General features: G+C 70.7%; 17 protein-coding genes. 9 read left to right on the top strand and 8 right to left on the bottom strand.

The window, feature by feature from the left end; genetic code table 11:
* Positions 1 to 13: 13 nt before the first annotated feature.
* Genes tnpA through tnpC form a run of 3 tightly spaced genes read left to right on the top strand, consistent with a single transcriptional unit; the run spans position 14 to position 2,428 of the window.
* Positions 14 to 349 (top strand): IS66 family insertion sequence element accessory protein TnpA, encoded by a 336-nt coding sequence (tnpA, locus tag WMF20_RS34010; RefSeq protein ID WP_437606002.1) that lies wholly within the window; start codon positions 14 to 16, stop codon positions 347 to 349.
* Positions 343 to 819: an IS66 family insertion sequence element accessory protein TnpB gene (gene tnpB, locus WMF20_RS34005; RefSeq protein ID WP_437605159.1), complete on the top strand. Its 477-nt coding sequence runs from the start codon at positions 343 to 345 to the stop codon at positions 817 to 819. The genes tnpA and tnpB overlap by 7 nt, the downstream gene beginning before the upstream one ends.
* The gene (tnpC, locus tag WMF20_RS34000; protein ID WP_437606001.1) at positions 761 to 2,428 is read left to right on the top strand and encodes an IS66 family transposase; all 1,668 of its coding nucleotides are present in this window, start codon (positions 761 to 763) and stop codon (positions 2,426 to 2,428) included. The genes tnpB and tnpC overlap by 59 nt, the downstream gene beginning before the upstream one ends.
* A gap of 652 nt (positions 2,429 to 3,080) precedes the next feature.
* Here tnpC and WMF20_RS33995 read toward each other — a convergent pair.
* Together WMF20_RS33995 and WMF20_RS33990 are read right to left on the bottom strand one after the other, a co-directional pair.
* Positions 3,081 to 3,770, bottom strand: a complete 690-nt coding sequence (locus tag WMF20_RS33995; protein ID WP_437605999.1) for a hypothetical protein — start codon at positions 3,768 to 3,770, stop codon at positions 3,081 to 3,083.
* A gap of 257 nt (positions 3,771 to 4,027) precedes the next feature.
* Complete coding sequence (locus WMF20_RS33990) at positions 4,028 to 4,720, bottom strand: hypothetical protein (protein ID WP_437605998.1); 693 nt, start codon at positions 4,718 to 4,720, stop codon at positions 4,028 to 4,030.
* Between WMF20_RS33990 and WMF20_RS33985 the strand changes: the two genes are divergently transcribed.
* Positions 4,719 to 5,036 (top strand): hypothetical protein, encoded by a 318-nt coding sequence (locus WMF20_RS33985; protein WP_437605997.1) that lies wholly within the window; start codon positions 4,719 to 4,721, stop codon positions 5,034 to 5,036. The genes WMF20_RS33990 and WMF20_RS33985 overlap by 2 nt on opposite strands.
* A 524-nt stretch (positions 5,037 to 5,560) precedes the next feature.
* Here WMF20_RS33985 and WMF20_RS33980 read toward each other — a convergent pair.
* Positions 5,561 to 6,112 carry an erythromycin esterase family protein gene (locus WMF20_RS33980; protein WP_437605996.1) on the bottom strand — a complete coding sequence of 184 codons (552 nt, stop codon included), beginning with the start codon at positions 6,110 to 6,112 and terminating at the stop codon, positions 5,561 to 5,563.
* A 54-nt stretch (positions 6,113 to 6,166) separates the two neighbouring features.
* On the opposite strand from WMF20_RS33980, the gene WMF20_RS33975 reads away from it, so the two are divergent.
* Both WMF20_RS33975 and WMF20_RS33970 read left to right on the top strand, forming a co-directional pair.
* Positions 6,167 to 6,730 carry a hypothetical protein gene (locus WMF20_RS33975; protein WP_437605995.1) on the top strand — a complete coding sequence of 188 codons (564 nt, stop codon included), beginning with the start codon at positions 6,167 to 6,169 and terminating at the stop codon, positions 6,728 to 6,730.
* A 500-nt stretch (positions 6,731 to 7,230) separates the two neighbouring features.
* The gene (locus tag WMF20_RS33970; RefSeq protein WP_437605994.1) at positions 7,231 to 8,346 is read left to right on the top strand and encodes a glucuronyl esterase domain-containing protein; all 1,116 of its coding nucleotides are present in this window, start codon (positions 7,231 to 7,233) and stop codon (positions 8,344 to 8,346) included.
* Positions 8,347 to 8,659: 313 nt separating this feature from the next.
* Here WMF20_RS33970 and WMF20_RS33965 read toward each other — a convergent pair whose 3' ends face one another.
* Positions 8,660 to 9,580 carry a class I SAM-dependent methyltransferase gene (locus WMF20_RS33965; RefSeq protein ID WP_437605992.1) on the bottom strand — a complete coding sequence of 307 codons (921 nt, stop codon included), beginning with the start codon at positions 9,578 to 9,580 and terminating at the stop codon, positions 8,660 to 8,662.
* A gap of 62 nt (positions 9,581 to 9,642) precedes the next feature.
* On the opposite strand from WMF20_RS33965, the gene WMF20_RS33960 reads away from it, so the two are divergent.
* A complete protein-coding gene (locus WMF20_RS33960; RefSeq protein WP_437605990.1) occupies positions 9,643 to 9,876 on the top strand; it encodes a hypothetical protein in 234 nt (77 codons plus the stop codon).
* Here the strand turns inward: WMF20_RS33960 and WMF20_RS33955 are convergent.
* Together WMF20_RS33955 and WMF20_RS33950 are read right to left on the bottom strand one after the other, a co-directional pair.
* The gene (locus WMF20_RS33955) at positions 9,807 to 11,456 is read right to left on the bottom strand and encodes a trypsin-like peptidase domain-containing protein (protein ID WP_437605989.1); all 1,650 of its coding nucleotides are present in this window, start codon (positions 11,454 to 11,456) and stop codon (positions 9,807 to 9,809) included. The two genes, WMF20_RS33960 and WMF20_RS33955, sit on opposite strands and share 70 nt — an antisense overlap.
* 283 nt (positions 11,457 to 11,739) lie before the next feature.
* The gene (locus WMF20_RS33950; RefSeq protein WP_437605988.1) at positions 11,740 to 13,452 is read right to left on the bottom strand and encodes a pectate lyase; all 1,713 of its coding nucleotides are present in this window, start codon (positions 13,450 to 13,452) and stop codon (positions 11,740 to 11,742) included.
* A 498-nt stretch (positions 13,453 to 13,950) separates the two neighbouring features.
* On the opposite strand from WMF20_RS33950, the gene WMF20_RS33945 reads away from it, so the two are divergent.
* Entirely contained in the window at positions 13,951 to 16,362 is a 2,412-nt protein-coding gene (locus tag WMF20_RS33945; RefSeq protein ID WP_437605987.1) for a hypothetical protein, read from the top strand.
* 602 nt (positions 16,363 to 16,964) lie between these two features.
* Positions 16,965 to 18,743, top strand: a complete 1,779-nt coding sequence (locus tag WMF20_RS33940; protein WP_437605986.1) for a right-handed parallel beta-helix repeat-containing protein — start codon at positions 16,965 to 16,967, stop codon at positions 18,741 to 18,743.
* Between the two features lie 96 nt (positions 18,744 to 18,839).
* Here WMF20_RS33940 and WMF20_RS33935 read toward each other — a convergent pair whose 3' ends face one another.
* Both WMF20_RS33935 and WMF20_RS33930 read right to left on the bottom strand, forming a co-directional pair.
* Positions 18,840 to 22,481 (bottom strand): FG-GAP-like repeat-containing protein, encoded by a 3,642-nt coding sequence (locus WMF20_RS33935; protein WP_437605985.1) that lies wholly within the window; start codon positions 22,479 to 22,481, stop codon positions 18,840 to 18,842.
* A gap of 134 nt (positions 22,482 to 22,615) precedes the next feature.
* Positions 22,616 to 24,136 carry a hypothetical protein gene (locus WMF20_RS33930; protein WP_437605984.1) on the bottom strand — a complete coding sequence of 507 codons (1,521 nt, stop codon included), beginning with the start codon at positions 24,134 to 24,136 and terminating at the stop codon, positions 22,616 to 22,618.
* Positions 24,137 to 24,138 lie beyond the last annotated feature (2 nt).

The raw sequence follows: 24,138 nt of genomic DNA, 5'->3' as shown, positions 1-24,138 counted from the left end.
GAAGGAGGAAGCGATGGCGACGAGAGTGGAGTGGGCCGAGCGGGTGCAGCGATGGGAGCGGAGCGGACTGAGCGCCGAGCAGTTCGCACGGCGCGAGGGGTACAAGGCCAAGCAGCTGTACTGGTGGCGCTGGAAGCTGCGGGCTGAAGTGGCCTCCCAGCCGTCGCCTCCGTCGGTGGAGGCGCCGCGCTTTCTGCCGGTGCACGTGGTGGCCGACACATCGCCGGCGGCGGCAGAGCCGATCGAGATCGCGCTGCCCAACGGCCGGGTGGTCCGTGTTCGGCCGGGCTTCGACCCGGCCACGCTCGAGCGAGTGCTGGCGCTCGCTGCCGAGGAGGTGCCGTGCTGACGCTGCCGCCGTCGGTGCGCGTGTACGTCGCGGCCGAGCCGACCGACCTGCGGAAGAGCTTCGATGGCCTTTCGGCGCTGGTCGCGCAGTGCTTCGGAGCCGATCCGCTCTGCGGGCATCTGTTCGTGTTCAGGAATCGGCGAGGCGACCAGATCCGGATTTTGTTCTGGGATCGCACTGGGTACATGCTTGTGGCGAAGAAGCTGGCGTGCGGAAGGTTCCACTTGGCGCGCGACGTGCCGCAAGGGGCGACGCACGTCGAGGTCGAGTCCGCGGAGCTGTCGCTGATGCTCGAAGGGCTGGACCTGTCGACCGCGACACGGCGCAAGCGCTGGCGCCCGACGAGGGCCGAGACGGAGAAAACTCCGTCTGAAAACGGAACGCCTTGTTTGTCCGGCGCGCCGTGGATACATGGCGCGCCCGATGACCGAGCCGCCCGCACCGCCCGCCAAGCTACCCGTCGACATTGAGGATGTCCGGCGCAAGCTCGAGCAGCTGGCAGCCGAGGGGCGCATCGCGGACCTCATCGAGCTGGTCGTCCAGCTGCTCGTCGGGCAGCGAGACACCAACACCGCGCTGAGCGTCCGGCTGGCCAACGCGCTTCGTGAGCTGTACGGCCGCAAGAGCCAGAAGGTCAGCTCCGAGCAGCTGTCGCTCATGCTCGCGGCGCTCGGCGACGCGGAGCAGAAGGGCGGCGAGCCCGCGCCCGCTCCCTCGAACGAGGCGGCAGCGACAGAGCCGGGCGACGGCCCCATACCGCAGCCGCCTGATCCTCCGAAGCCTCCGCGCGGCCGCGGTGGCCGCGCGCCGCTGCCCAAGGACCTGCCGCGCGAGGAGCGCGTCATCCAGGTCCCTGAGGCCGAGCGCGCCTGCGAGCAGTGCGGGGAGACGAAACAGTGCATCGGCTATCGCACCAGCGAGGTCCTCGAGTTCGTGCCGGCCCAGTTCCGGATCATCGAGGAGAAGCGCGAGAAGCTGGCCTGCCCCGCCTGCCCCGAGGAGGGCGTCGTCACCGCGGCGAGCGAGAAGGTCATGGATCGGGGCCGACCGGGACCGGGCCTGCTCGCGCACATCCTCGTGCACAAGTACCACGATTCGACGCCGCTCTACCGGCAAACGCAGCAGTACGAGCGCAGCGGCGTGTCGCTGTCGCCCTCGACCCTCGGCGACTGGGCGGCGTTCGGGGTCGACGTGCTCACCCCGGTCGCCGACCGCATCTTCGAGCGGGTGGTCGAGGCGTTCTACCTGCATGTGGACGACACGGGCCTGCGCGTGCTCGATCGCGATCATCCCAACGGGGTCAAGCGCGGGCATGTCTGGTCGTTCGCGGCCCAGGTCGATGATGGCACCAAGCTGGTTGCGTTTCGTTATGCCCCGGACTGGAGCTCGAAGCGGCCGGCCGTGATGCTCGCCGGCTTCTGCGGGTACATGCAGGGCGACGGCTACGCCGGCTATGACGCGATGGAGGACGAGGACGGCGCCCCCGTGGTGCCTGACGAGCGCCGTCTCGGCTGCGGCATGCACATCCGCGCCAAGTTCGAGAAGGCGGCGAAGAGCGGCGATGCGCGCGCCGCCATCGCGCTGTCGTACTTCAAGACGATCTACCGGGTGGAGGCCGCCTGCAAGGCCGAAGGACTGGGGCCCGATGCGCGCAAAGAGCGACGCGACGAGCAGTCGCTCGGTGCGGTCGATGAGCTGTATCGGTGGATTCGCGAGCTGCACCCGCGGCTCGTACCGAAGACACCGCTCTACGAAGCGACCCGCTACGCGCTCGGTCAAGAGGCGGCGTGGCGGCGCTGCTTCACCGACGGTCGATTCGAGATCGACAACGGTGAGGCCGAGCGAAGCCTGCGGCGTATCTCGATCGGCCGGAAGAACTACCTGTTTGCCGGCTCGGACAAGGGAGCAGAGCGCCTCGCCCGTGCGTATACCGTCTTCGGCTCCTGCCAGCTGAACGGCATCGACCCGCTGGCGTGGGCCACGGACGTCATCGGCAAGCTGCAAGCCGGCTGGCCGCTGTCGCGCCTGGACGAGCTGCTGCCCGACGCCTGGGGCAAGTCGCCGGCGACCGACGCGTGAGCCGAGGCCCCCCCGGGGGGGGGCGGCGGCTGATCGAACAGATCGCGGGGAGCGCGAGAGCCGCCGCCTGGTGCGCTGCGGCGGCGCGGTCGCGTATGGCCGCGGACGGCCGCGGCTGCGCCGGGCGCCGCTCCGCGCGGGCCTCGCCGCCTGCGAACGCGCGCGCACGGCTCGCAGCGGCGAAACGGCGGAGCGTGCTCGCGGGAGCGCGACGGCACAAGATGGCGCCTGTCGGGCGGTTACCGTTCACCCACGACTTCCGCCTGAGCTGCTGACCTCTGTCTGAGCCTCGCTGCGGCGGTCCGGCGTCCTGGTGAAATGCTTGCCCTCGCCCGCGGCGTCTCCCTCCCGCGCAGGCCACCTTGCACCAGCTACACGATCGTGTAGCCGGGTCGCTCCGCCGAGAGCACGCGATCGACGACCCGCGCCGCCCCTCCCGCTGCCGAGGACGCGCAGGGAGCGGGCGCATCGAGCCTCGATCGGGCCGCGCGGCTGCGCCGAAACGGGCGCAGACCGCGCGCGGCCTCGACGCCGGCGTTGCGGGCGCCAGGGGGCTTCGCCTGCGGCGCTCACGCCGCTTCGCAGTTGGGGCTCCGCGCACGCGCGATGGGAGGCGCCAGGCGGCGAGAGCCGCGCGCTCGACGTCGCGACGTCAGTCGACGGAGAGCTCGACCGCCGTGTCGTCCGGGTACGTGAAGCTCTGCTCGACGGTGAACGGCTCGCCGAGGGAGCACAGGCCCTCGTCTTCACACGTGGCCGCGCCGAAGAGCTCGAGGGCGATCTTGAACGCTCCGGGCTGCACGGCGACCGCGCGCGGGCAGTCGTTGGCGAATGGATTGTCCGGCTGCGCCGCGCAGGCGATCGGCATCTGCTGGGTCTCGTACAGCAGACCGCTCCAGGAGAACGTCGCGCTCTCTCCGGCGGCGATCTCGAACGTGCTCCCGCCCAAGCAGTCTTGCGGCCAGTCGTCTTCCGTCTGGACCTCTTCGCAGGTCATATACACCCAAGGGTAATCCGCCGTGCCGAGGCGCCCGCCGTCCGGACCGATGCGGAAGCGCTCGACGCACTCGTTGCCCGGGTGATAGATGGACGTCGCTCGGTGGTTGGTCACCCTGATCGTCACCGGCGTTCCCGGCTCGTCGTCCTCGAACGCCGAGCAATCGACCTCGCCGCCGCCGCTGCCACCGTTGCCGCCCGGCCCTCCGCCGGAGCCGCCGTCCCCGCCCTGGCCGCCGCCGCTGGCGGAGCTGCTCGAGGAGCCGGACGGGCTCCCCCCCGTCGTGTCGTCGCCGCATGCGGACGCAAGCAGACAAGCGCACACCATCGTCAAGAATCTCGACATCAGCGTTACCTCTCGAGCCCGCGGAGAGCAAACGGTAGGCCAGGCTGGGCGAGCCCGAAGAACGCGTGGTTTTGTAGCGTCGCAGGAGGGAGCGTGTGCCTCGGTGAGCCTTTCTGTGTCGGATAGGCGAGGACGTCGAATGTGCCTTCTACCGCCCAGTGGCCGGTTGTCGGGGCGCCTCGGGTCGGTCGGCGCTGCGCGACCGAGCGCGTTTGCCGCGAACCTGGGGCGCGGGCAGCGCCGCGGGCGCGCCGACGTCAGGGCGTCAGGGCAAAGCAGTAGATCCCGCCGTAACCGCCGCCGGCGCCGACGCTGGTCGAGCCCTGCTGCGGTCCCCCCGCGTCCACGAGGTTGACGCCCGGGGTGCACCCGGCCGCGTCGTGGGCCGACATCCAGTGGGCCATGTTGATGCCGCCCGGGCCGCCGGCCCCGCCGCCGCCGAAGCTCCTCGGCCACGAGTGCCCGAGACGCGGTTTCGAGCTCCTGTCCGCTGCGGCGCTCGTCCAATCGCTGCACGTGGCCGTCGCGCCATAGAGCCGCCCCTCCGCGTTGCTCCCGGTCAACGTGTCGTGGTTGTCCACCTCGGGCAGGCTCGGATCGGGCTGGTGGTTGGGGACGCCGTCCTCGTTCGGCAGATCGTCGGCGACCGCCTCGTCGGCCCCGGAGGGGCGCTCGTTCAAGAGCTCTCGTTTGTTGTTGGCGACCAGCCGGCCGATGCGGTCGTACCAGGGCCCCTCGCCGATCCGATCGATCGCGTCGACCCGCTTGCCGTCCTCGCCTGCCGCGGCGCTCAGGAACGCGCGCCACGTCTTGCTCCCAGCGCCCGGCAGGCTCTTCTCGGCGATCGTCGCGCAGATCTTGTCCGCTCCGCGGAGGCCGGCGCCCGGGCCGGTCTCCCCGAAGCGGAGATCGCCCCCGAAGCCGTCCTGGGAGCCCGACAGCTCCCGCATGGCGGCGAGGCTGGTTACGAAGAAGCTGAACTTCTCGGTCGTCCCCCCGCCGGTGGACGCGGTGGTGCTGCCGCCGCCGGTGGACGCGGTGGTGCTGCCGCCGCCGGTGGACGCGGTGGTGCTGCCGCCGCCGGTGGACGCGGTGGTGCTGCCGCCGCCGGTGGACGCGGTGGTGCTGCCCCCGCCAGCGGTCGCGGAGCCGCCGGAGCTCGACGACGCGCCGGTCGCTCCGTCGCTCGAGGATTCGGTGTCCGAGCCGGAGCAGCCGAGCGCGGGAGAGAGCAGCGCCAGGGTGAGGGGGAGCAAGGAGAGGTGATAAGCGCGTTTCATGGTCTCGTTTCCTTGTCTTGGTAAGCTGGACTGTCGGTCGCGCCGCGATCGGCGAAGCTCACTGGCCCCGCCCCCGCACGGCTGGTTCCAGAACGGCACACGCGGCGTGAGGAGCCGGCAGCCCCTTCCCCGGCCTCCAGCTCCCAGCAAGGCGCCGACGAGGCACGTGGGGGCGCCGGTCGCTCGCTCCGTCCGGCGCCCGGAGCCGTCGGGCCCCCGGCGTCCGGCGTGCCGCTCACGCCCTCCGTCGAGGTCGAGCAGCCGAGCGACACGGCGGAGAAGCCCGCCGAGGGCGCTGGCGCGGCCTCCGCACCGATGGGGGAATTTTACAATTCCAAGGAGTTCTTGCGACATCTCGATGACCAGGTTGAGGTGTCGCAGGAACGGGGGTCAATCATTATTTGCGGGCGCCGCGCCCGCGCGAACGCCGGCGCTCACCTGCCACTCCGGAGGCGTGTACAGTATAGCGGTAACCGCTGAGCCTAACGGGACACGCTTACCCGCTAAATACTAGGGTGTTCTGGATGGCACGAACACATCGTGGTTGTGCGATGATGTCAACCGAACGTTGGGGCGAGTGGGCGCTTGCCTTCGCAAAGGCGTTTGGACCCCCACACCCACGTCGGCGACCTCCTCGTTGGCCCACATCCAGGTCGGCCAGCGATCGAAGGCGCGCAGCACCGCGCGGGCGCTGCTCCCCGCGTCCGCGCAGCCCTTCACATCGCGGTTGACGCGGTAGCGATCGGGCCAGTCGCCCTCGACGGCGATGAAGGAGGCGCCGGCCTCGACGATCTGCCGCCTGGAGAGCGCTGCGCGCCACGTGTAGAGCTCGCGCGTCCCGTGCGTCGCCTCGCCCAGGAGCGCGCAGCGCGCGTCGCCGATGCGCTCGGTCAAGGGGTCGAGATCGGCCGTGGAGCGCAGCGGCCGAGCTAGCGCGCGGAGCCCGGACACGAGGTCGGGTAAAAGTGTCGCTTCCTCGGATGTCCCGCAGGCGCGAGCTTTCGCGAGGTGTTCCCGGAGACGATCCGGATCGATCCCATCGACTACAAACTGGTTGAACATTTGCACCCCAACCAAGCGCTGCCCGCTCCGGCCGTACGATTCCCAGCGATAAGCGTGATCGAACCGCCCTCCGCTGGGAATGGTCGTCTGATGGTGTCGTCTCGGCCAGCCTTCTCCAGACCTCTCCCCCCAACGGCCCTCCTCCCCCTGTTCGTCGCGTGCGGCCCCAGCGATGGCGGCATCACAGTTGATGAGGATGACACCACCAGCACCGGCAGCCCGACCAACGGCTCTTCGTCGGCTGGCACCACGTGGTCCGTGGCCGGCACCGGCGGCGGTAACATCCGTGGCGTGACCTCGGGAACGGGCGGTTCCTCGACGAGCGGTGCGGGCGTCCGCGGCTCGGACCCGACGGGCGCCGGCGGCTCGAACCGGACGGGCGGCGGGGACACGACGCTGGTCGGGGTCGAGACCCCCGGCGCGGACTGTCCCGTGCCCAACATGCCCGCCTTCAGCGAGCTGAAGGCGTATGACGAGCTGCACGATCCCTTCACCATGATGGATGGTACGAAGGTGACGACCCGGGCGCAGTGGGTGTGTCGGCAGCGGGTCCTCGGCTTGACGGCGAACGCATCGCACTGCGCCCTGAAACTTCTCGTTCACCTGTCATTGGCATAGTCACAGCGCAAATTCGCACACGTGACAAAACAGCGTTACCAACGCGAAAACACATAGACTTCTCTACCGTCTGCTATAAGTACGGCGATTGCGTGTCACGTACTACGTGCCATGCACGGCGTGTCGCATTCCGCCACTGCACTCGAAACATGGAGGCTTTCATGCCTGTCCGTTCTCGTGCCTCGCGCAAATCAATCGCTCTCGCGGTGCCCGTCCTCGCCCTCTTGAGCTTCCCTGGCTGCGCTTCAGATATAGGATCCGGCGGTACCGGGGGAGACGGCTCGGGCACAGGCGGCGGGACATCGGGCGGGAGCGGGGGAGTCACCACGAGTGGAGGCTCCGCGACCAGCGGTGCTTCCACGACCAGCGGAGTCGCCGGCACGGGCGGCGGTGCTCCGACGGGCGGAACCGGCACGGGCGGCTCCCCGACCGGCGGGACCGGCGGGAGCGGCGGGAGCGGCGGGACTGGCGGCGGCGAATTCACGTGTACCCTGCCCACTTTGCCTGAACCGAGTGGTCTGACCGAGGTAAACCCGAAGCTCCCGGATCCGTTCACCTTCTTCAACGGAACGAAGGTCACCACCAAAGAACAGTGGGAGTGCCGCCGCAAGGAAATCCTGGCGATGGCGGCAAAGTACCTTTACGGTCCAGTCCCCTCCGAGCCGGATGAAGTGACCGGAACCGTATCCGGGGGCAACGTTTCAATCACCGCCAAGGTAGGCGAAAAGACAGAGACCTTCTCGGCGAGCATCAGCGGGTCCGGCAGCGTCATCGCTCTCAAGCTGTCGGGCGGGATTTTCCCGTCAGGCAGCAAGACGCTGTCGTTCGGTAGCGGCTTCGAAGGCAAGATCAGAAACCTCTTCGGCCTGTCCGAGCTCAACACCAACATCGCCAACGGATGGATGATCGACCGGGTGATGGACGTGTTGGAACAGAACCCGGGCAGCGGACATGATCCCACCAAGGTGATGGTATCGGGGTGCTCCGGATGCGGAAAAGGCGCTTACCTGGCGGGCGTCTTCAGTCGCGCCCCGGTGGTCGTCATCGTGGAATCTGGCGGTGGTGGTGTAGCCAACCTGCGTCAGGCAGAGTGGTTCAGGCACGGTGAAGGTGGTTCTGTTTGGCAGTGCTCGGACGCCAAGCCTCAGAGCATCGACAACCTCGAAGACAGCGGCATCTGCGGACCCTGGGTGACCAGCGCGGCCCGTTGGCTCCGGAACGACCCCTCGAAGGTATACAACCTCCCCTTCGATACGCATATGATCCTGGCGACCATCGCTCCACGGCATCTGGTGCACTTCACGAATGCCAATGGCAGGAACTCATGGTGTCACCTGGGTGGGACCTGCGAAGCGCTCTCCGCATGGGCAGCAAAACCGGTGTGGAAAGCGCTCGGCGTTCCAGAGCGCATGGGCTTTCAGATGTACAGCGCGAACCACTGCGGCGCATCGGGCTCTCAAACCGCCCTTGCAGGCGAGATGTTCAAGCGAGCGTTCGAAGGGAATGCCAGCGCAAACACGGACGTGATGAGCATCCTGGACAATGGCGTTCAGCAGCCGGTCAGCGAATGGAAAGGCATGTGGGTTGACTGGGATATGGATACAGTGCTGAAGTAGTGATGCCCTCGGGGGCATGAAAGCCATTCTGGCCTTGCCCTCCATTCGGCGTAATCCCCGGGCGTCGGTCATTCGCCCCACGAGCCTCCGCCGCCCGCCACACGGGCAGGCCAACACGCCCTCGAGGTACACCCGACGGAGCAGGCCGACGCTCGGCGCGCGTGCTCGACGAGGCGAAGCCCTCGCGACGTGTACCGCGACGAACGGCGCAGCGCTCGGGGCGTGCTCGACGCGACCAGGTGCTAACGGCGATCACCAACCGTGAGCGCTCCACGGGCGCCCTGGCGGGCTCCACGGAGAAGGAGCCGTCCCACTAGCTCCGGTCCAACCGGACGTAGGTGTTCATCCAACGGGCCGCCTCGCGCTGGGCTTCCGGCAGGGGCGGCCCGATCGGCCGGTTCAGGCGCTCGCCTTCCTCCCGCGCGGAGAGCTGGTGGCGCAGGGCCCAGCCCATCGGCTCGAACCAGGCCGGCCCCCCTTCCGGTGCGAAGCGGGGTCGGCTCTCGGCGTCCGCCCCCAGCCCCTGCCAGCGCTGCAGCACGATCGGCAACAGGGCAGGGTGCAGCAAGTCCGTGAGCCAGGTGCGGATCGCCGGGACGGCGGCCAGGTCGCGGGCCAGCTCCGCGACGACGTCGGCCTCCAGGTACAGCAGCAGGGCCTCCGTCAGCACCAGGACGCCCTTCGAGGCCTCGCCGACGTGGGCCAGCAGGGCCCGGCGCGCGTCGGGCTGGGAGAGATCGACGGGGTGGCGCTCGACGTGGCACCTCGGCCGTTCGCTCGCGAGGACCTCCTCCTTGTAGGCGACCAGCCCCGGCAGGTCGGCCTCGATCCAGCGCAGGGCCGCGGGCAGGTCCAAGCGGTAGGGGCGGGTGTCGAGGCCCGCGGCGAGGTTCAGGACCGTGTCGATGCCGCCTTCCGCGAGGCGCTCGAGCAGCAGCCGGTCGAAGGAGACCGTGCGGGTCACCAGCGAGGCCACGGTGGAGCCGCCCATCGTGGCTTCGATGGCGGCGCCGCGCTCGCCGGCCAGGGCCCGCGCCAGGGGGTCGTGGAAGAGCGCGTCGGCGCGATCGCCCTCCGTGCCGCGGCACCAGGCGGCCCAGCGGGCGGTGTCGGAGACGTCGCGGATCAGGGGTTCTGACATGTGGACCTTCTCCGTCCTAGGGAAGCGGGCTGGCGCCGGCTCCGCCACGATGGTGACGTCGGTATTTTGGCCCGCCACGACCTTGAAATCCACCCGAGGATACGGCGGCAAGTCACCCAGGAATCCCACCTGGAGCGCAGCCCTCGTGAGCCAGCATGTTCCTCTGCGAGGCCTACGGCGACCTGCTTCTGTTCGGTTTCGGCTTCGTCGCGCCGCTCGAACAGGAGGAGTCCCTGCGGATGCTCTTCACGACGATGGTGAGCGGCGCCATCGTGGAGCGGGGCTATTCGCTCCACCGGGAGGCGCGCGTGCGTCGTGATCAGATCCCGGCCGGGCTCGAGGTCAGCGCGCCGCCGAGCGTGATCCAGCTCGACCAGCCGCCGTCGTAGTACTTGTGCCAGATGGCGTTGTCGGTGCCGCGCGCGAACACGACCAGGCGCCCTTCGGGCGTGACCGCGGACCCGGGCTGATCCACCATGGCGCCGCCGAGCGAGCTCCAGCCGGACCAGCCGCCGTCATAGTACTTGTGCCAGATGGCGTTGTCGGCGCCGCGCGCGAACACCGTCAGCCGCCCCTCGGCCGTGACGACCGCCGACGGGCCCGAGGCGATGGTGCCGCCGAGCGAGATCCAGCTGGACCAGCCGCCGTCGTAGTACCGGTGGACGAGCTCGCCGGTCGAGCTCCTCGCGAAGACGACCAGGCGCCCCTCGGCCGTGACGACCGCCGCCGGATCTTGCGTGGTCGCGCCGCCGAGCGAGATCCAGCTGGACCAGCCGCCGTCATAGTACTTGTGCCAGATGGCGTTGTCGGTGCCGCGCGCGAACACCGTCAGCCGCCCTTCGCGCGTCACGGTCGCGGCGGGGGCCGACGCGAGCGGGCCGCCGAGCGAGGTCCAGCCCGACCAGCCGCCCTCGTAGTACTTGTGCCAGATGGCGTTGTCCGAGCCCTTCGCGAACACCGTCAGGCGGCCCTCCCGCGTGAGCGTGGCGGAGGGCGCCGAGGTGAGGCTCCCGCCGAGCGAGGTCCAGCTGGACCAGCCGCCGTCGTAGAACTTGTGCCAGATGGCGTTGTCCGAGCCCTTCGCGAACACGACGAGCCGCTGCGTCACGTCGCGCAGGATCGGGGACTCCTCGAGGATCGACGTGATCCTGACGCCGGCGTTGGCGCCGCCGCTCGAGGTGCACCCGCCGTTCGTGTGGACGCCGACGATCTTGCCGGACGCGGCGTGCAGCACGCCTGAGCCGGAGTTGCCGCCGAGCGTGTCGAGAGAGTTATACTGGAGATAATCGCCGTTGAAGCTGCTGGCCGGGCCCGCGTCGACCTGCTTGGGCTCGCCGCTCGGGTGGCCGATGACGGCGAGCATGTCGTTGACGGCGGCGTCCGTCGTGGAGACGACCGTGAAGCCGTAGCTCGCCGCGGCGCTCCGCGCGAGCTGCACGACGGCGTAATCGAGGCCGCCTTGCCGGTACTCGCGCAAGGACACGATGTCGAACGACTCCGCCGTCCTGAGGTTGCCGCTCGGGTCCTCCTGGTAACCGAAGTTGACGCGCATCTCGGCGGCCCCCTGGCTCGCCGAGATCGGCGTCTTCGAGGCGGTCCGTGGCCAGGTCCAGCCGTTGCCGTCGGGGTCGAAGCAATGGCCGGCGGTCAAGAACAGGTTGTGCGCGATCAGCGTCCCGGAGCAGGTGCGGGTGCCGCTCACGTTGCCCGGGTTCGCGTAGCGGGACGCGAGATCGCTCTTCCACTGGATCTGCCCGACCGGGGCCTCGTGCGCTCCGACGAACCCCGCCGTCACGCCGAGGGTGCCGTCGTACTGCTCGACGTGCTGGAAGTCGACGGTGCTGCCGCAGATGGTGGGCTGTGAGACCTCACCCACGAGCTGCTCGTCGAGATCGGGCGCCGCCACGCAGCCCATCATCATCGCCGATGCCGCCGTCAACGCGCTCGAGACCACCGCGGAAATTCGCATGTCGATTCACCCTCGGTTCGTGTTCCGCAGGTCGACGGGGAGCCCTCCCGGCCATCGCCGGATCCGGCGGCGCCAGGGAGGCGTGCCTGCGTGTCCGGAGCAATGGCAACCTCGATGCCATCGGCGCGCGCGGCCGATCGAGGCGATTCGGGCGCGAAATCGACGGTCGCGCCGGCTCGAGGGCGCCCGGCTAGAGGCTGCAGCCTTCAGGGGTGGCGGCTCGCGCCATCACCCGGAGAGCGCCGCGCTCGCCGCGCAAGCGATGCTGAGAATACTGATGGCTCTAGCGAACGCAGGCTTCGTGGGGCAATGCGAGGATGGCGTCGCGCCCCTCGGAGAGAGGCGAGTTGAACGGCACGGCGCCGTCCTTGCCCGCTGTCGCATTGACGTAATCCACCAAGTCTTGGCCGGCGCGGAGCTCGTGCATGCCGATCAGCGCGCGCGACGCTTCCGAGTAATCCTGGGAGAGATCCCGCGCCGCGCCGCCGCCGCCCGAGACCGCGGCTTCGTAGGTCGGGTCGATGACGCACTCGTCATCGGAGAACCAGGCGAACGAGCCGGTGGCGGTGAAATTGCCGTCGTCCACGACGTTGCTCGAGAGCCGCTTCGTCGTCCATTCGTTGAAGGCGGCGCCCCGATCGCTCTTCTCGCGCTGGACGGGGGGTCCGCCCAGGAAGACGTTGTCTTCGAACAGCAGGGTGCCGCCGACCCGCACGCTGGCGAAGTCCTTGTAATAGTTCATGAACACGTTGTTGAACATGTGCGAGGAGCCGCGGCGCAACAAGGGCACCCTTCGGGCCGTGCCGCGGCCTTCGTCATAGAACGACTCGCTGGTGATGAACGCGTTGTGGTGCATGGTGGTGGTGATCTGAGCGTCTATGGTGTGGTCGTCGCTGGAGCCGTGCAGGGTGGCCCGCTTCACGTCGAGGACGCGGTTGAACGACATGGTGATGTCGTGCGCGCCGACCTTCACGTCGAAGGCGGAGTCCCCGGTGAAGCTGAAGCTGTTCTTGTGGATCCAGATGTCGTGGGACGCGCCGGTGGAGCGGATCATGTCCGGATCCAGGCCATGGTCTTCCACATGGCCGGCGCCCTTGAAGCTCAGGTGGGTGAGGATCACGCTCTCGGCGGTCTGGGTCGGCATGCCGGTGCTGTCGCGGCCTATGGCGAAGCCGCTGAAGCGAAAGACCGCGCGGCTCATGCGACCATCGATGGTGGTGTTGGAGCCGATCACGACGTTGCGAATGGGCAGGCTCGCGTCGTTCAGGGCGACGTTGAAGAACTGATGTTCGCAGTCCGCCGCCGGCACGCCTTTGACGCTGCACCACTCCTGGTAATCGATGCACTGCCGCTCGGTGGCGCCCAGCTTGGCCAGGACCGCGGGCTCGCCGCATTTCAGGCGGTACATGGCGATGTCGTAATCGCTCTTGAAATCGTCCTTGTCGAACACCACCCAGTTGTGCTCGTCGCCGGTGACGGCGTCGTAGATCTGCTGCTCCACCGAGACGTCGGAGCGGGTGGTGATCACCGTCAGGCGGCTGTTGCCGCCGGGGTCGAAGCCGCCCCGGGCTTTTTCCCCGTAGCCCACCGGCCGCCCCAGCGTCTCCGCCAGGCACCGGACGATCTCCTGATCGCTCTTCAAGGACGACTCGCGCCAGTTGATGGCCGGGTTGGTCACCAGGTCGATACAGGCCCCGGAAGCTCCGGGATCGCCGGGGCCGCCGGAGGATGAGCTCTCGCCGCCGGCCGACGCGCTGGAGCTGCTGGACGAGGGACCGGCGCCGCCGGCCGACGCGCTGGAGCTGCTGGACGAGGGACCGGCGCCGCCGGCCGACGCGCTGGAGCCGCCGGCCGACGCGCTGGAGCCGCTGGACGAGGAGCCACCGGAGCTGGCGCCGCTGACGCTATCGCCGCAGGCGGAGAGAGCGGCCATCAGGGCCACAAGAGAAAGCGCGCGCAGAGGTGTGGTGCGCGCGAACAGGACTTGGCGTTGCATGGGGCCTCGTATGGTAGCAACGATCGAGCCACGGAGCGCCGCCGACGCGAAGGTCCGAATAGCGCACCTCTATTGTATTGTTTCACCATGAGCCGCCTTTCGTCCTCTTCGCCGAAAGGCGTGAACGCCACGGTCAAATGGTGGTGTACACGGTGTCAACCAGAAGTTGACAGTCGGACCCGTTGGCTCCGGGCCATCCTCCAGCATCGGGTCGGTCCATCGCACGGAGCGATGGAAGCATTGCCGGCGTGAACATGACCGTTTCGAACGTGTAGGATTCCTGCCGACCTGGCTGCACACATTCGTCGCGGGCGACGCCGCGCGCGATGCGCACGATTGCGACGGTCGATGGGATTCCCTCCGTCGAGATCCTGTGATGTGCTCGCACGAATCGCGTCCTGCGCTCATCGTCGCATCGCGAGCGCAAGGAGCCCATGCGCCAGGTTCCTGCCCCGTGGGCTGGTGAAGCTCCGGGGCGTCCGCGTGGAAGGAGAGAGCATGAGAATCGAGGTTTGCGGCGGCGGGTGCCTGCGGAGGGTGGCGAGCTTGCTGGCCGTCGGCGCAGGGCTGCTCGCGGGAGGCTGCGCCGAGGAGGTGGCGACCGGCGAGCCGGCGGTCCTTGGGAGCGCGCGCCTCGCGTCGTCCGCGCTCGGCGTCGATCGGACGGAGGAGCGCCGCCATCACGGCGGCGGCGGCGCGCGCGGCAGGTGGCAATCGCGCGGCGTGGGCGGCGGAGGAGCCCTCTTCTCGCCGTCGATCAACCCCCACGACGGCCGCGAGATCTTCATGGCCAGCGACATGCGGGGCGTCTACCGCACGACGGATTTCGGCAGGCGATGGACGAACCTCGACTTCCGCAACATCCAGGGCGGCGTCCTCTCGCAATTCCGGTTCACCGCCGACCCGGACGTCCTCTACGCCGTGACCTATAAGGGCCCCGAGAACGTCATTTTTGACACGGCAACGCTGGCCAAGAGCACCGACGGGGGAGCAACGTGGGACGCGCCCGTCTCCACCCCGGGGGCCCCCGGAGACGCCCACTACCTGTTCGTGGACCCCTGCGACACCGAGCGGCTGCTCTTCTCGGACACGCGCCAGCTCTATGCTTCGCTCGACGGCGGCAGCAGCTTCCACCTGGTCCACGCGACGGACTGGCCGGGCGGCCTCCTGGTCGGCGGCGTGCACTGGGACGGCGACGACATCTACGCCGGCACGAGCGACGGGCTGCTCGTCTCGCACAACGGCGGCGGGAGCTTCGCGCTCGACACCTCGATCCGCGGCCTCCCGCAGGGCGAGAAGATCGTCTCGTTCGCGGGGGCCGGGCACGGCAGGCGGGCCCGCTTCTTCGCGGTCACCTTCTCCGCCGCCGACAGCGACGGCAACCCCCTCGTCACCGCGGACACGACCGGCGGGGAGCTCGACGCCTACGCCGGCCTCTACCGGCTAAAGGTCGGCGAGAGGCGATGGATCTCCGCGACGAACGGGCTCGGACCGAGCGACAAGCTCGCGTTCGTCGCCACGTCCGCGGACGACCCTGGCGTCGCGTACGTCGCCGGCGGCGATCGCGAGACGCTCGCGCCCATCGTCCTGAAGACGGTCGACGGCGGGGTCAGCTGGCGGCACGTGTTCAGGACCGATCACAACGCCAACATCGCCACCGGCTGGAGCGGGTCCGGAGGCGACATGGGCTGGGACTTCGGCGAGTACGCGCTCGGCCTCTCGGTGTCGCCCGAGGATCCCCGCCGGGTGGCGATCACCGATCTCGGGTTCGTCCACGTCAGCGACGACGGGGGGAGGAGCTTCGCGCAGGCGTACGTGAATCCGGCGGACGAGCACCGGAGGGGCGCGGATACCCCGAAGTCCCGCTTCTACCGCACGAGCGGCGTCGAGCAGACGTCGGGCTGGTGGCTGACCTTCCCCGACAAGCACACGATCTTCGCGTCGCTCACCGACATCCGGAGCGCCTACAGCGAGGATGGCGGCAGGTCCTGGGCTCGCGACGGCGCGAACGGCCTGACCCTGAACACCACCTACCACGCCGTCCAGCACCCGATCACCGGAGCGCTCTACGCGGCCACCGGCAGCGTCCACGATATCTACCAGAGCCCCTGGATGCGCGACGCCCGCATCGACGGCACGCCGAGCCGCCCGGCCAGAGGGGGAATCATGGTCTCCGAGGACAAGGGCGCCACGTGGTCGCTCGTCGCCGATCTGGGCCGCCCCGTCATCTGGCTGGCGCTCGATCCGAACGATCCGGACCAGCTCTATGCGAGCACGGTCAACAGCGTGTCGGGCGGCATCGTCCACCTCGATCTGAGCGCGCCCGGCGCGGCGCCCGAGCCGCTCCCCGCCCCGTCGCGGACGCAGGGGCACGCGTTCAACGTCCACGTGCTGAAGGACGGGAGCATCGTCGCGACCTACTCCGGCCATCAGCCCGGCAACACCCGGACGTTCACCGATCGATCGGGCGTGTTCCTCCTGCCGCCCGGCGCGTCGGCGTGGGAGGATCGCTCCTCGCCGGAGATGCACTACTGGACGAAGGACGTCGTCGTCGATCCGAACGACCGCACCGAGAGCACGTGGTACGTGACGGTGTTCAGCCATGATGACCGCTTCTTCGGCGGGCTGTACCGCACCCGGGATCGCGGCATGACGTGGCAGCGCATCAGCGACAAGGTCCGCGTCGAGTCGTGCGCGATCGACCCGCGCGACCCGGACCGCATGTACATGACGACCGAGCGGGACGGGCTCTGGATCACCGAGAACCTCAACGACGACGCGCCGACGTTCTTCCGCGACGGCGGGTACTCGTTCCAGCAGCCGGTGCGCGTGTTCTGGAACCCGCACGACCTCGACGAGGTGTGGACGGTCAGCTTCGGCGGCGGCATGCGCGCCAAGCGCGAGCGCTGACGGCGCCTCCGTCGCGCAGCGCCGGGCTCGGCGCGAGCCCGGCGCGCGCGGGGAGCTCGCGACCCACGCGGCGCACCGTCCTGTCGGGGGCCGCGCGCCCGTCCTTCACGAAATTCGCTCGGCCGTCGTGGGCTCGTCACCCGATCGCCCTCGGCGGGCCGCCGCGAGGCGCTCGGACGCGTCGCTTGCGCAGAGGCGTCGCGCGTGACAAGCCACGTGGCATTCGCGGGCGCGGGGCCGGCACGAGGGACGGAGCCTCCGGCGCGTTCGCCGCAACGGGCATATCGATCTCGAGAGCGACTGTCGCGGACAGCCTCGCGCCCCGCTGGCAGCGAGCCAGCGCGCCCCGGCTCGCAGCATCCCTGTCGTTGACGTGCCCTCTCCGCGCTCGCTGGGACGGGCCGCCGCGCCGCGCGCGGCGCGCCCGCTCAGGAGAATCGCTCATGCCATACGCGTGGAGCGGGACGGTCGTGCGATCGCGCCGCGGCGACCCCGGAGCGGGTGGCCCGCTCCTTCGCACAGCGATGCTCCGCTCGACGCCCCCGCTCGCTCCTTGCACCTGAAAGTCCCGGATCACCCCCTCGTCCGAGAAGGAGGTATGTGTGTCGTTGGACCAGCGGTTTGTGAAGATCTGGATCGGAGTCTTGCTCGCGCTCGTCTCCGCTCCAGCCGGAGCCACCCAGCCCCCGGACAGCGCCGGCCGTGACGAGGCTGGATGGGGGTATCGCCGTGCTGCGATGGAGAGCGCCGCGTCCCGGGACTTCTGCGGCCTCGACGCGCCCTACACCGAGCCGCCCTTCGTGGCAGACGAGACGACCGGCGTCGCCTGCCCTGACTCCGCCGCGCTGTCTCCGATCTGCACGGGGCCCTTCTGCCCCGCCAGCGGCGTTTGCCTCGGGACCAGGACGCTGCACGAGGACCTGAATGCTTGCCAGGGGTCGCGCTGCTGCCTGCCGGGCTCCGTCGACCCGGACGGCGTGGTCAACGTCCTTCCCTACCTGGCGAGGCCGGCGGAATGGCCGTTCTCCGCCGACGCGTCCGTCGACCACAGCACGAACGTCGACGACAGCCCGGGCATCGCGACGGCCATCGAGTGCGCAGCGTCGCTGCGCGCCCGCAGGCGCATCGTGGCCTTCCCTGCGGGGCGATACGTGCTGCGCAGCCCGCTGCGGCCTCACTACGACGCGCTGACCCTGGAGGGGCCGGAGCTGTCTCCCCGCGCCGGCCCGGGCGATCCCGGGACCGCGACCCTCGTGGCGATCCCCTGCAATCCGGAGCAGTACCCCGGGGCCATCCAGGTCACCGGGGTCGTCAAGCTGGACGGGACCGTCGTCAGCGCGGTCCGGGGCCTCTGGATCCGCAATCTGCAGATCGCGCTCACGGATGGGCCACGCAGGACGGCCAACAGCGGCATCCACCTGAACACGTGCGCCGACTGCAAGGTGGAGAACGTCATCGTGCGATACTCGCCCCTCGTGCCCCAGCCACCTTCCTGCAAGCCGGCCAATCTGGAGGGCATCGGCTTCTCCTGGGGCTCCGGGGGCGTCATCCGGAACGTGATCGTGGACGGCGTCTCGAAGGGCGGAATCTACCTGTCCTCCGTCGCCGGGTACCACGACACGCCGCCCATCCTCGTGGAGAACTGCGAGATCAAGAACATCAACGGCCCGGTCGGCGCCAGCGCGATCAAGATCGTCACCGCCAACGTGACCGTGCGAAACTGCGACGTTCACCACAACCTGATCCACCCCGGCAACGGCTCCACGACGGGCAGCGGCGGACATGGCCTGTGGATCTCCGCCCAGGTCCCCCCTGGGCCCGGGATCCCCAGCGCGGTGCCCGCGAACATCGTGGTCCAGGACAGCTACTTTCATCACAACGGCGGCGCCGGCGTCATGCTGGCGAGCGCCATCGAGGAGGACCGTCCGACGGGGATCCTGATCGAGAGGGTCTTATCCGCATACAACGCGAGCTATGGCGTGCACGTCCAGGCGGGCACCGGGGTGATGCTCCGGGACGTCGGGTCCTGGGGAAACGGGCTCTACGGCGTGCTCCTGAGCTCGCGAACGACGCTGCCCGCGACCTCGGTCCGGGTGGGAGACGTGACGCTGCAGCGTTTGCTCGTCTTCGACAATGCCCTGCGCTTCGCGTCGGGCTCCTATCCCGGCATCAGGATAGAGGCCAGCGACGTCACGGTCCTCGGCGGTACGGTGGGCCGCTGCGACCCCTCGCGCGGGAGGCAGTCGCGATCGATCCAGCAGCAATGCTGGCTGTCGGGGCCGGCTGGCGCCCAGGCGCTCTTTCATCCGGAGGAGAACGTCATCTCGGGCGTGCGCACCGACGGCGTGAGCGCGCCGGAAGTGCTGGCCTGCCCCTACTGAGGAGCGCCGGGAGCGGCGCAGGCAGGGGTCGGCTGGCGGCGGCAGCGGCGCGCCGCGCGACGGCTCGCTCGGCTGCCGCAGCGCCGCGCGCCCCGCCTATGCCCTCCGCCGCCGCCCCCAGAGCGCCATCGCCCCGAGCAGCGCCGCCCCGATCGCCGCGCGCTCGCCGCCAGCCCCGCCCTGCGGATCCCCCGCGGCCGCGCAGGCGCAGCCGCCGCCCAGCCGCAGGATGACCTGAGCCTGCTGCGCGCCCTCGCACAGATCCACGGTGAGCGGTCGCGCCGCGTTCCGCCCGCCCCCCTGAGCGAGCGGCGTCTCGAGGTTGCCCGTGTTCTGGTTGTCGTGGTGGAAGCTCTCCCACGCGACGAGCGCGCCCGTCGTCGCCTCGGTGTGCCACGCGAAGAGCCAGCCGTCGCGGGTGCCCACCACGACCTCGAGCGTCCCGTCGCCGTCGAGGTCGCCCACCGCCGGCGTCGTCGCGATCGATTGGCCGGTGAACTTCGGGAACCCGCGCGGCTCCCGGCCGCACCCGTCGAAGGCGTGCAGGAAATAGCCGCTCGAGCCCGTCAGCACCTCCGGGTAGCCGTCGCCGTTCAGATCGACCACCGCCTGGCTGCCCCCGACCGTGTGATCCTCGAGGACGAACGGCGCGCGCGGCAGCATCGCGCCCGACCGGCCGCTCCAGACCGCGAGCAGGTGAGGCCCCGGCCGCTCCGCGCCGCGCTCGCCCGCGAGCGCCAGCGCGGCCGCCTCCGAGGCGCCGGCGGCGATCACGTCGGGGGTGCCGTCCTGATCGACGTCGCCCAGCGCCGGATGCGAGAGCAGCGGGAGCATCGTCCGGGCGCCCGCAGCGGGCGAGAGCGGGCCGAACGTCGGATCGAGCCCGGCCGGCGAGCCGCCCCGCGAAGGCGGCAGCGCGCCCGCCGGGGTCGACAGGAGCCCGTCCTGCGCGCCCGGCGAGGCCGGGAGCACGAGCGGCGGCGCGCCGTTGCCCTGGACCACCCCCGCCAGCGTGCCGCCGAACCGGCCGACGACGCCCGAGGCCGCGATCCCCTCCGCGACGAGCGGCGCGAGCGAGAGCGACGGCATCGTGACCGGCCAGCCCGCGAGCACCGGCCCGGAGGGCGCGGCCGTGCCGCGCGCGTCGAGCACGTAGACCGCCCCGGCGTCGCCGTCGTCGCCGAGCCGCTCGCTTGACCCGACCAGCAGGTCCGGGAGCCCGTCGCCGTTGAAATCGGCGACGGCCGGCGTCGCGAGCAGGCGGCTCTGCGCCGGCTCCCGGGCCAGCGGTCCCTCGTAGTGCACCTCCACCGGCCAGCCGCGCAGCGCGCCGCCGTCCGCGTCGAAGGCGTAGACCTTGCCGTCGAACGCCGCCTGGATCACGTCGAGCCGGCCGTCGCCGTCGAGGTCGGCGAGCACCGGCGCGGCGAACGCCCCGCGCGCGAGCCGCGCGCCCGCGGACATGCACAGCGCGCTCGCCGGCGCCCCGGGATCGAGGGGGCAGGAGGGGATCTCGGGCAGGCGCACCGGCCACCCGTCGCGGAGCACGCCGGTGTCGCCGACGACGTAGACCGTGCCCGGCCAGGTCGAGACCGCGATCTCCAGCGAGCCGTCGCCGTCGAGATCCGCGATCGCGGGCGCGCCCAGGATCGGCTCGCGGCCGAGCTTCTCCCAGGCCACCTCGCCGTACGCGCGGGCGCCGGCATAAAAGGGCATGTCCTCCGACGTCTCGGGATCGAGCAGGCCGTCGGCGTGGCGCGTCCGGAACGGGAACCCCGGCAGCGGCTTGGGGCCCTTCGGCGTCATCTTCAGCACGTGCAGCTCGCCGCCGGCCGTGGGGTAGATGATCTCGCGCCCCCCGTCGCCGTCGAGGTCGGCGAGCTTCGGGCTGCCCTCGCCGCTGTCGCCGACGAGGACGGGAAAGCCGTCGACCAGCGTCGGATCGCTGGCGACGTAGTAGGTGCGCCGCGCCTCGCTGCGCACGTCGCCGGCGGCCCCGCCGTAGCGGGCGGTCGCCCAGGCGCGCACCGTGATCGCGCGGTCGTTCTCGCCGTGGGGGCTGTCGGCGTCGCGGGCGTGGGAGGGGTCGATGGTGCGCACGTCGAGCGAGGCGAGCGGGCCGCTGGCGCCGATGATGACCGTCGGCGCGACGTTCACCTCCCGCTGGAGCACCCTGAACTCCGACTCGAGCGGCTGCACGCCGGGCGCCCACTCGATCGCGTAGTCGTACGCCGTCGCCCGCTTCGCCGAGATGGTGCCCTCGATCGGCACGGGCACCTGCGCCTGATCCTTGTAGAGGACCTCGAACCACCGCGGCGACGTGAGGTCGATCGCGGGCGGCACGCGCCCGTCGCGCAGCGCCTCGACGGCGCGGTTCGCGTTGACGCGGCCGTGGCCGAATCGCTGATCGAACCCCGGCTGCGAGGAGAAGTACGGCGACCCGGGCTCGCGCGACTCGGGCACGTCGATGTCGTCGGCGCTCGCGATGAGCAGGCCCTGCATCTCCGCGGTCGACAGGGTGACGCCGCGCTCCAGGGCGGCGGAGTACAGGAGGCCCGCGACGCCGGCGAGCTCGGCGGTCGCGTCGCTGGCGCAGCCGGCGCTCGACACGGCGAGCAGGTTGTTGCCGCCGAAGCTCGAGCACGGGGAGACGTCGAGGAAGGTGGTCGACGTCCGGACGCTCTGGCCGTCGTAGCGGACGGCGCTCACGGGCAGCGCGTGGTTGCTCATCGCGGGCGCGCTGTGGTGGCGCGAGCCCTCGTCGCCCACCGGCGCGACGACGAGCGTCCCCTCGCCGTGGGCATAATCGAGCGCCGCCTGGAGGAAGGCGGTGCTGTCGACGGCGGTCACCGGGCACTGCACGACGTCGGCCCGGAGGTCGGCCGCGTAGAGGATCGCCTTCGCGAGGTCCTGCGCGTCGGCGACGCGGCTGTCGCCGACGCGCAGCGGGACGACCCTGCACAGCGGGCAGGCGCCCGCGCCGCCCAGCCGGTTGTTCGTCTGCGCCGCCGCGATCTTCGCGCCCTCGGTGCCCTGGCCGTTGTGGGTGTCGTCGAACGGATCGTTGTCGTTCTTGAAGAAGTCCCAGCCCGCGATGTCGTCGACGTAGCCGTTCTGATCGTCGTCGATGCCGTTCGAGAAGTGGAGGATGAGGTCGCCGGCGTCGAGCCGTCCGTTGCCGTTCCGGTCGCCCTGCGGCCGCCCCTCCGACGCCGCGGGCGTGAGCCCCGGCGTGTCCTTGTAGTCCGAGGCCGAGAGGACCCCGTCGCCGTTGCAGTCGAAGCCGGCGAGCTCGCCGTCGCCCGCGCACGGCGCGCCGTCCGCGTGCAGCGGCTTGAAGGGCGCGAGCTCGCCCCGGTTGAGCCACACCTTCTCGAGGAGATCGCCATCGTCCCAGAGGATCCCGGAGCCGGTGACGGCGATCCGGACGCGCGGGTCGCCCTGGGTGCGCCGCCAGGCGAGATCGATCGCCATGCCGGCGGCGGACTCCTCCGGGCGGGGGCGCACGCTCCCGCTCGGGGCCGGGAGGAAGGAGTAGAAGCTCCACTGCCCGCTCTGCGTGGCCGAGGGGCCGTAGTCGGGATCGCTGGGCCAGTTCTCGGGATCGGCCATGTCCGCTGCGCTGGCCGAGGCGTCCGGCGGCCAGCCGCCCGACGCGTCGGACGGGACGAGCGCGCCCGCCGCAGCGCCGCCGAGCGCCCCCAGACAAGCAAGCGAGGGAAAGCGAAACCAGCGCATGGGCCTGGACCCTACCATCGGTGAAGGCGCGCGAGGGAACCGGCGCGCGCGGCGCAACCGGCGCTCTCCGCAGGAAATCGGCGCTTCTTTCGGGGCGGGCGCGACGGCGCTCGGGGCAGGGAGGCGCGAGGCGCTCAGGGCAGGCAGAGCGCGGGGGTGGGGTGCTCGGCGCAGTACGCCGGGTCGTCCGGCGGACCGATGCGGAGCACCATGTCCTGCGACGCGAGGCGCGGCCGCGCGCCGCAGACGTCGGGGGACGGCGCGGCCTCCGACGGCGCGCACACGCCGGCCTCGTTCGGCACGGTCCAGGCCTGGCCGGTGCCGTAGATGAGGTTGATCGCGTAGCGCCCCTCGGGCAGGCAGCCGTAGACGATCTCGATCGGGCGCCCGAACTGCCGGGCGAGCGCCTCCTCGACCTCGGGCGCGTCCTGCTCGGCGATGATGTCGTTGCCTTCCTTGTCCTTCGCGTGGCTGATCACGAGGACGCCGCCTCGCTCCGGCTCGGTCGGGTGCATGCAGAGCGCGGCGGGCCGGACGCCGATGAGCGCGCTGCCCCGCGGCTCGTTCAGCGGCTCCGCGCCGAGCGTGGCCGTGGTCAGGAGGTCGTCGTAGATCGTGAGCCCCTGGAGGAGCACCGCGGGCGCGGCCTGGCTGACCAGCGGGTCGTCGCCGCCCTGCTTCGCGAACACCGCGATCGGGAAGAGCGCCGGGAGGAGGGCCGAGTCGGGCACGTGATCGTAGCCGTCGAGCGCTCCGTCGCCGTTCACGTCCTGGCGCGCGTACGTGAGGGTCGGCGCGGGCTCGCCGCCCACCGGCAGCGAGATCGGGGGCTTCGCCGCGCTGGCGATCTCCTCGTCGGGCACGCCCGCGGCGAGCCGCAGGCGCAGGAGCGACGCCTCGGTGCCGCCGGGATTGCCCAGGCTGAACGTCTCCAGCTGGAAGTCGGAGGCCATGACCACCTCGCCCGGGCCCTCCTGGACGCCGGTGGGCGGCGCGAGCACCTCGGCGACGTGGAAGATCGGCCGCTCCAGCGGGAGCGGGAGGCCGAGGGTGACCGCGATGCCGCTGACGCGCGCGCCGGTCGCGGGGATCGGGGCGGCGAGCGCGATCTCGCGGTACCGCGGGGCGGCGCCGCCGAGCACCTCGGTCGCGTTCTCGATCGCGCCGCCGGCCACGTCGCCCCGGGTCGGCAGGTCGGCGATGCTGAAGATCGGATCGAAGTCGCCGTCGTGGTCGTAGAAGCCGCGGACCTGGTAGGTGCCGGCGGGCAGCGGCGACAGCCGCCACGTGGCGCTCACGGTCACGGGCGGATCGTCCGGCGCGGGGCAGCGGAGCGCGCCGTCGTTCGTGAGATCGAGCGCGGCGCCCAGGCCGCCGAACAGCTCGTCGCCGGGGATCACGTCGAGGCTCGCGGCCGAGGTGCCGAGCCCCTCCGGCGGCGGCAGCAGGCGCGTGTCGAAGCCGAGCACGATCGCGGCGCCGACGACGCGGCCGTCCTTCGTGCAGGGACGGGGGCCGGTGTAGGTCACCGTGCCGTCGAGCACCCCGGCGGGGCCGCTCTGGTCCGGCAGCGGGATGAAGACGTCCGCCTCCTCGCATCCCGCGAGGAGCGCGCCGAGCAGGAGGAGACCGGTGCGGGGGCTGGATCCGAGCATGG

This window comes from Sorangium sp. So ce834, from assembly GCF_051521425.1.
Lineage (GTDB): Bacteria > Myxococcota_A > Polyangia > Polyangiales > Polyangiaceae > Sorangium > Sorangium cellulosum_D.
The sequence above is the reverse complement of the archived record's forward strand: the minus strand, read 5'-3'. Positions and strand labels throughout refer to the sequence as shown.